The sequence below is a fragment of the Micromonospora sp. 4G55 genome (genome assembly GCF_016803375.1).
The window spans coordinates 1-5,743 of sequence record NZ_JAEVHN010000402.1 but is presented as its reverse complement, the minus strand read 5'-3'; the positions used below and the strand labels follow the sequence as shown (position 1 = coordinate 5,743).

Here is a 5,743-nt window from a genome sequence, read left to right as displayed (position 1 = left end):
TGCCGAGCGGGCCGGTGCGGGCTGCCGGGTGGCGGGACGGGATGCCGGGTGCCGGGTGCCGAGTGCCGAGTGAGTCGTTTACGTCATCAGCTCGAAAGGGCACCCACACCGTCAATGCTCCCGGCCGCGCCCGCCCACGCCCGGCTGCCTTGAGGGCCTCGGGCAGCACCCGAACAGAGGACGAGCACACCCCGAGCGGCACCGGCCGGAACACCGCCGGTCGACGCGGCAGAGGTCACGACGGAACCGGCTCAGGCGGCACGGACGCGCGGGCCGCACCCCAAGAGGCGCGGGCCCGCGCCGGCGGAACAGGGCGGGACGGTCAGGCGCCGGTGGGCAGCTCCGCCATCACCCAGATCGGCTGCCAGTCGGCCATCTCGTGGTAGCGGCGCAGCTCGGACAGGCCGGCCACCGACCCGCTCCAGGCCGCGTACGGCGGGTTGCCCTCGTCGAAGCCGCTCTGCACGAAGGTCAGCTTGGTCTTCCCGTCGGACTCGGCCAGCTCCCAGGTGCTGATGCCGGTCGGTCCCCAGTCGACGGACATCCGGTGGCCGGGCTCCAGGTCGACGACCTTGGCCGCGTACCCGGCCTCGAAGCCGCCCATGGCGTACCGGCCGCCGACCCAGGGCTCGATGCCGATCGGGTAGCCGAACCAGGCGCTGGCCTGGGCGGAGTCGGTCAGCGACTGCCAGACCCGCTCGACCGGCGCGCCGATCAGCAGCTCGCCGCGCAGGTCGGCGGAGGTGAAGTCGGTCTTCGGCAGCAGCGGGCGCCCCTCCAGGTGCGCGGCGAGGTTGGCGATCGACAGGCTCCACCAGGTCTGGAGCACGCCCCGGATGCTGCCGCCGTTCAGCGCCTCGGCGAAGCTGAAGTGGCTCTGGGTCAGGGTCAGCAGGGTGCTGCCCGGCCCTTCGGGCGTCAGGGCTATCTCGCTGGTGGTCGCCACCCCGTCGAGCAGCCAGGCGAAGCGCAGCGTGTCCTCGTCGGCGTGCAGCAGGCGCTGGTGCGGCGCGTCGCCCTCGGGCGTGAAGCGGCCCCAGAACTCGTACCGTCGGGGCAGCTCCACCTCGGCGTGCTCGGCGAACCAGACGCGCAGCTCGGCCGGGTCGGTCAGGGCGCGCCGGACGGCCTCGACCGGCGCGGCGAGACGGGCACCCAGCTTCAACAGATCACTCACGGTCGTCCCCCTTGGGGTAACAGGCCACGGCGAGCTTGAAGGCGTCTCCCTCGGCGCCGCCGTAGCGGGTGAACAGGTCCCGCAGCGTGGACTGCAGGTCGTGCAGGAACTCCTGTCGGCGCTCGGCCGGCACCCGGATCTCGCCGGACACCCCGATGGAGGGCAGCTCCGGCGCGGACCGGTCGAGGGCGGCGACGTCCGCCTGGACCTCCTCCATCAGGTCGAGCAGGTAGCCCAGGCTGAGCTCGTCCCGGGCCCGGCGCACCCCGCCGACCCGCCCCACCAGTCGGGGCGAGAGCCAGTACGACCGGGCGGCGGCCTGGTAGATGCCCTCGCTGATGCCGCGCACCTTTCGGCTCGACACCTGCTCGACCAGCCCGGCCGCCACCAGCTGCTTGACGTGGTAGTAGACGCGCTGTGGCGTCTGCTCCAGCCGGGTGGCGACCTCGGTGCAGGTGCGGGGCTCGGCCAACTGCCGCAGCACCTCGACGCGCTGCGGCTTGAGCAGGACCTCGGCCTGCTCGATCTGCTCCAGGTACATGACGTCTCTCATCGCACAAATGAGCTTGTACGTAAAAACTTTCTTTGTCAATAGGGTCGAGGAAAGCCGCGCCGACCCGGCGCGGCTCCTCGGGCGGTTCCGCGGTCAGGGCGTCCAGTCGGGGCGCAGCGGGTACGACGTCTGCCCGGCCGGCCCGTTGCGGGTGGCCAGCACCTGGTGCAGCTGGATGCCGTTGGTCTCGAAGGCCAACCGGGACCCGGCCATGTAGAGGCCCCACACCCGCGCGGTGCCCTGCCCCACCTCGGAGACGCAGAAGTCCCAGTTCTCGACGAGGTTGCGGCACCAGGCGGCCAGGGTCAGCGCGTAGTGCTGCCGCAGGTTCTCCTCGTGGTGCACCTCCAGCCCCACGTCGTGGATCTCACTGATCAGCCGGCCCGGCCCGGCCAGCTCGCCGTCCGGGAAGACGTACCGGTCGATGAAGGCGCCGGAGCGGTGCGGGGCCCGGTTGTCGGCCCGGGTGATGCAGTGGTTGAGCAGCCGGCCGTCCGGCCGCAGCCGGTCGCGCAGCGCCCCGAAGTACGCCGGGTAGTTGCGCACCCCGATGTGCTCGGTCAGCCCGATCGAGGAGACCACGTCGAACTGCTGGCGCGGGGCGTCCCGGTAGTCCAGGTGGCGCACCTCGGCCAGCTCGGTCAGCCCCTCCCGCTCGATCGCCGCCTGCGCCCACCGCGCCTGCTCCCGGGACAGCGTGACGCCGAGCGCCTTCACGCCGTACTCCCGGGCGGCGTGCCGGACCATGCCGCCCCAGCCGCAGCCCACGTCGAGCAGTCGCATCCCCGGCTTGAGCGCCAGCTTGCCGGCGACCAGGTCGTACTTGGCCGCCTGGGCCTGCTCCAGCGTGTCGCCCGGGCTGTGGAACACCGCGCAGGTGTACGTCATGGACGGGCCGAGCACCTTCTCGTAGAAGGCGTTCGAGACGTCGTAGTGGTGCGAGATGGCGGTGCTGTCCCGCAGGCGGGAGTGGCGCAGCCCGTTCATCACCCGCCGCCAGCGCGGCTGCGCCTCCTGTGGCGGGGGCGGCGGGGGCAGCAGCCGCTCCCAGCCGAGCCCGCGCACCAGCGCCAGCCCCTCGGCCAGCGACGGGGTACGCACCCGCAGCTCGTCCTTGAGCACCCGCAACGCCTCGTACGGGTCGCCGGGGTGCACGCCGTGCAACTGGAGGTCGCCGCTGACGTACGCCCGCGCCATGCCCAGGTCACCGGGGGCGGTGAGCAGGTACGTCAGACCACGCTCGGAGCAGATGGACAGGGTGATCCCGCTGTCGGCCGGGCCGATCGCGCTGCCGTCGTACCCGGTGATCCGCACCGGCAGCTCGCCGGTGGTCAGCGCCCGGACGACGTCGGCGACGGTCGGGGCGGCGCGCCGGCCCCCGGCCGGCGGTGGTGTGGCGGGGGAACTGCTCGCCCCCTGTTCTCGGTCGGTCAGGCTCATTTTCGTGCAACCGCCTTCTCGTAGAGTCCGGTGAGCCGGTGATCCGGGTCGTAGCGGTCCTTCACGGCACGCCAGGTCTCCCCGCCGTAGAGCCGGTCGAAGGCCGCTCGGTCGAAGTACGCGTCCGAGTAGAGGGACTTGTGACCACCCATGTCGGACACCGCCCGCTCGATCGAGCGGTTCACGTCGCCGTCGGCCGCTCCCTCGGCGATCGGCACACTTCCCCAGAAACCGATGTTGACGTAGGTCTGCCCCGGCCGGAGCGGATACAGCGGCCAGGACCGCGCCGAGCCCGGCCCGGCCGGCTCGCGCAACCGCAGCGGGCAGAGCCAGACCGGGTTCATGCCCACGTTGGCGGCGAACCAGCGGAGGAACTCGGCGGTGGCCTCCAGCGGGATCTCGACGTCCTGCACCACCCGCTCGCGGGCCGGGCGCCCGCGCCAGCGGTCGACCCGCGCGGCGACCTGATGCCGGTGTTCCAGCCGGACCAGCCGGTGGTAGAAGTCGCTGCGCCGCCACCGGGCCGGCCAGACCCGCCGGACGACCGGATGCTGCACCCCGAACGCCGCCGAGCACCAGAACCAGTCGGTGTCCCAGCGCCAGAGGTAGTCGTGGGTGGTCAGCGCGTCGCGGGTGCGCCGGCGCAGCGACCGGTAGTAGATCTCCTGGCCGGTGTAGTCGCTGAGCTGCGGCGCGTCGTCGGTGAAGGTGCCCAGGGTCAGGTACGCCTCGCCGGGGCTGAACATCACCCCGTCCATCGCGTCGACGGGCTGCCCCTCCCACTCGCCCTTGACGATCACGTCGCCGATCGCCTCGGTCAGCTCCTCCAGCCGGCTGAAGCGCACGTTGCGCAGCGCCACGGCGTGGCGTACGGGCTGGAGCTCGATGCGCAGCCGGGTGGCGTAGCCGAGGCTGCCCAGCGAGTTGGGGAAGGCGGCGAAGAGGTCGGCGTGTTCGCCCTCCGGGCGGGCGGTGAGGATCTCGCCCGCGCCGGTGAGCACGTCCATCTCGGTCACCGACTCGTGCGGCAGGCCGTTGCGGAACGAGGTGGACTCGATGCCCAGCCCGGTGACCGCGCCGCCCAGGGTGATCGTGCGCAACTGCGGCACGACCAGCGGCATCAGTCCGTGCGGGAGGGTGGCGTCGACCAGGTCCTCGTACGTGCACATGCCCTGCACGTCGGCGGTACGGGCCCGGGGGTCGACCGACAGCACGCCGTCCAGCCCGGACACGTCCAGGCCGGGTGAGCGGGTGGCCGCCCGAGGGCGGAACAGATTCGAGGTGCGTTTGGCGAGGCGGACGGGTTCCCCGAGGGGCACCGCGGCGTACGACCGCCGCAAGGTGTCCACCGCCAGGTCATGATCACGCAGCGCGCGCATGAGATCACCTTACGCGCCGAACGGCCCGCGCGTGGGATGTCCACGGTGGCCTTTTCGCCACCACTATCGGACGGTCGCGTTACCGTGGCGGACGTGCCGTCGCCCGCCCTCGCCGCCCTGGACGCCGTCGGTCTGCCGTACCGGGTGATCCGGCACGGGCCGGTACGCAGCCTCGCCGAGGCCGCCGCCGCCCGCGGCGTCGCGGTGCCGGACGTGGTCAAGACGATCGTGGTCCGCCGCGGCCCGGACGACCACCTCTTCGTGCTCACCCCGGGCGACCGGGTGATCTCCTGGCCCAGGCTGCGCGCGCTGCTCGGCGTCAACCGGCTCTCGATGCCCGACGCGGCGGCGGCCCGCGACGCCACCGGCTACGAACGCGGCACCATCACCCCGTTCGGCGCGACCACCGCCTGGCCGGTCGTCGCCGACGAGCGGCTGCGCGGCCGGGAGATCACCCTCGGCGCGGGCGAGCACGGCGTCGCCGTCGCGCTGGACGCCGACGCGGCGATCACCACACTCGGGGCGACGGTCGCCGACGTGACCGACCCGGAGTCCACCCGCTGACCCGCCGCAGACCGGTGGTCGGTCCGGCGCGGACGGCATAGCGTGGAGCCATGCCGAAAGCCGTCTGGAACGACCTGGTGATCGCCGAGAGCGACGACACCGTCCTGGTGGAGGGCAACCACTACTTCCCCCGCGCCGCCCTGCGCGACGACCTGATCCGGGAGTCCGCGACCCACACGTTCTGCCCGTGGAAGGGCACCGCCTCCTACTACAGCCTCGAGCACGACGGCCGGACCAGCGCCGACGCCGTCTGGTACTACCCGGACCCGAAGCCCGACGCCGAGATGGTGCGCGACCGGGTGGCGTTCTGGAAGGACGTCGCGGTCGTCGACTGAGTCACCGCGGGCCGGGCCGGGTGGCCATCGACCGGTCTGGTGGGTCAGGATTCCCCCATGTCCGTCCCCGACGAACACCACGACCCGGCCGGCACCGTCTACGGCGCCCGCCGGGCCGCCCGACCCGGGCTGCCCCGGGACCCGCTGATGCGGTTCGCGCTGGCCGCCGGGCTGGTCGGCGTACTGGTGGGGGTCTTCTTCGCCACCGGCGTGCTCGGCGGCGGCGACCAGCCGGTGGTGCCGGCGTCCGCCGCCTCCGCGCCCCCGGCGGAGCCGCCGTCGCCGGAGGTCACCG

Annotated in this window: 6 protein-coding genes and 1 pseudogene; 3 read left to right on the top strand and 4 right to left on the bottom strand. The window is 72.9% G+C overall.

Annotation, left to right across the window (positions count from 1 at the left end; all coding sequences use genetic code 11):
* Positions 1 to 322: 322 nt before the first annotated feature.
* The 4 genes from JNW89_RS25655 to JNW89_RS25640 all read right to left on the bottom strand — a co-directional run bounded on the left by JNW89_RS25655 (position 323) and on the right by JNW89_RS25640 (position 4,549).
* Positions 323 to 1,177 carry an SRPBCC family protein gene (locus tag JNW89_RS25655; RefSeq protein WP_238450852.1) on the bottom strand — a complete coding sequence of 285 codons (855 nt, stop codon included), beginning with the start codon at positions 1,175 to 1,177 and terminating at the stop codon, positions 323 to 325.
* Entirely contained in the window at positions 1,170 to 1,730 is a 561-nt protein-coding gene (locus tag JNW89_RS25650; protein ID WP_088963794.1) for a helix-turn-helix domain-containing protein, read from the bottom strand. Before JNW89_RS25650 ends, JNW89_RS25655 begins: the two co-directional genes overlap by 8 nt.
* Before the next feature lie 93 nt (positions 1,731 to 1,823).
* Positions 1,824 to 3,170: a class I SAM-dependent methyltransferase gene (locus JNW89_RS25645; RefSeq protein WP_238450851.1), complete on the bottom strand. Its 1,347-nt coding sequence runs from the start codon at positions 3,168 to 3,170 to the stop codon at positions 1,824 to 1,826.
* Positions 3,167 to 4,549, bottom strand: coding sequence for an FAD-binding oxidoreductase (locus tag JNW89_RS25640; protein ID WP_238450850.1), 1,383 nt, complete (start codon positions 4,547 to 4,549; stop codon positions 3,167 to 3,169). The genes JNW89_RS25645 and JNW89_RS25640 overlap by 4 nt, the downstream gene beginning before the upstream one ends.
* Before the next feature lie 36 nt (positions 4,550 to 4,585).
* Here JNW89_RS25640 and JNW89_RS25635 point away from each other — a divergent pair, with 36 nt between their 5' ends.
* The 3 genes and pseudogenes from JNW89_RS25635 to JNW89_RS25625 all read left to right on the top strand — a co-directional run.
* Positions 4,586 to 5,113, top strand: coding sequence for an aminoacyl-tRNA deacylase (locus JNW89_RS25635; protein ID WP_238450854.1), 528 nt, complete (start codon positions 4,586 to 4,588; stop codon positions 5,111 to 5,113).
* Positions 5,114 to 5,163: 50 nt separating this feature from the next.
* Positions 5,164 to 5,448, top strand: a complete 285-nt coding sequence (locus tag JNW89_RS25630) for a DUF427 domain-containing protein (protein WP_238450849.1) — start codon at positions 5,164 to 5,166, stop codon at positions 5,446 to 5,448.
* 57 nt (positions 5,449 to 5,505) lie between these two features.
* Positions 5,506 to 5,743: pseudogene (locus tag JNW89_RS25625) on the top strand (hypothetical protein); the annotation flags it as partial.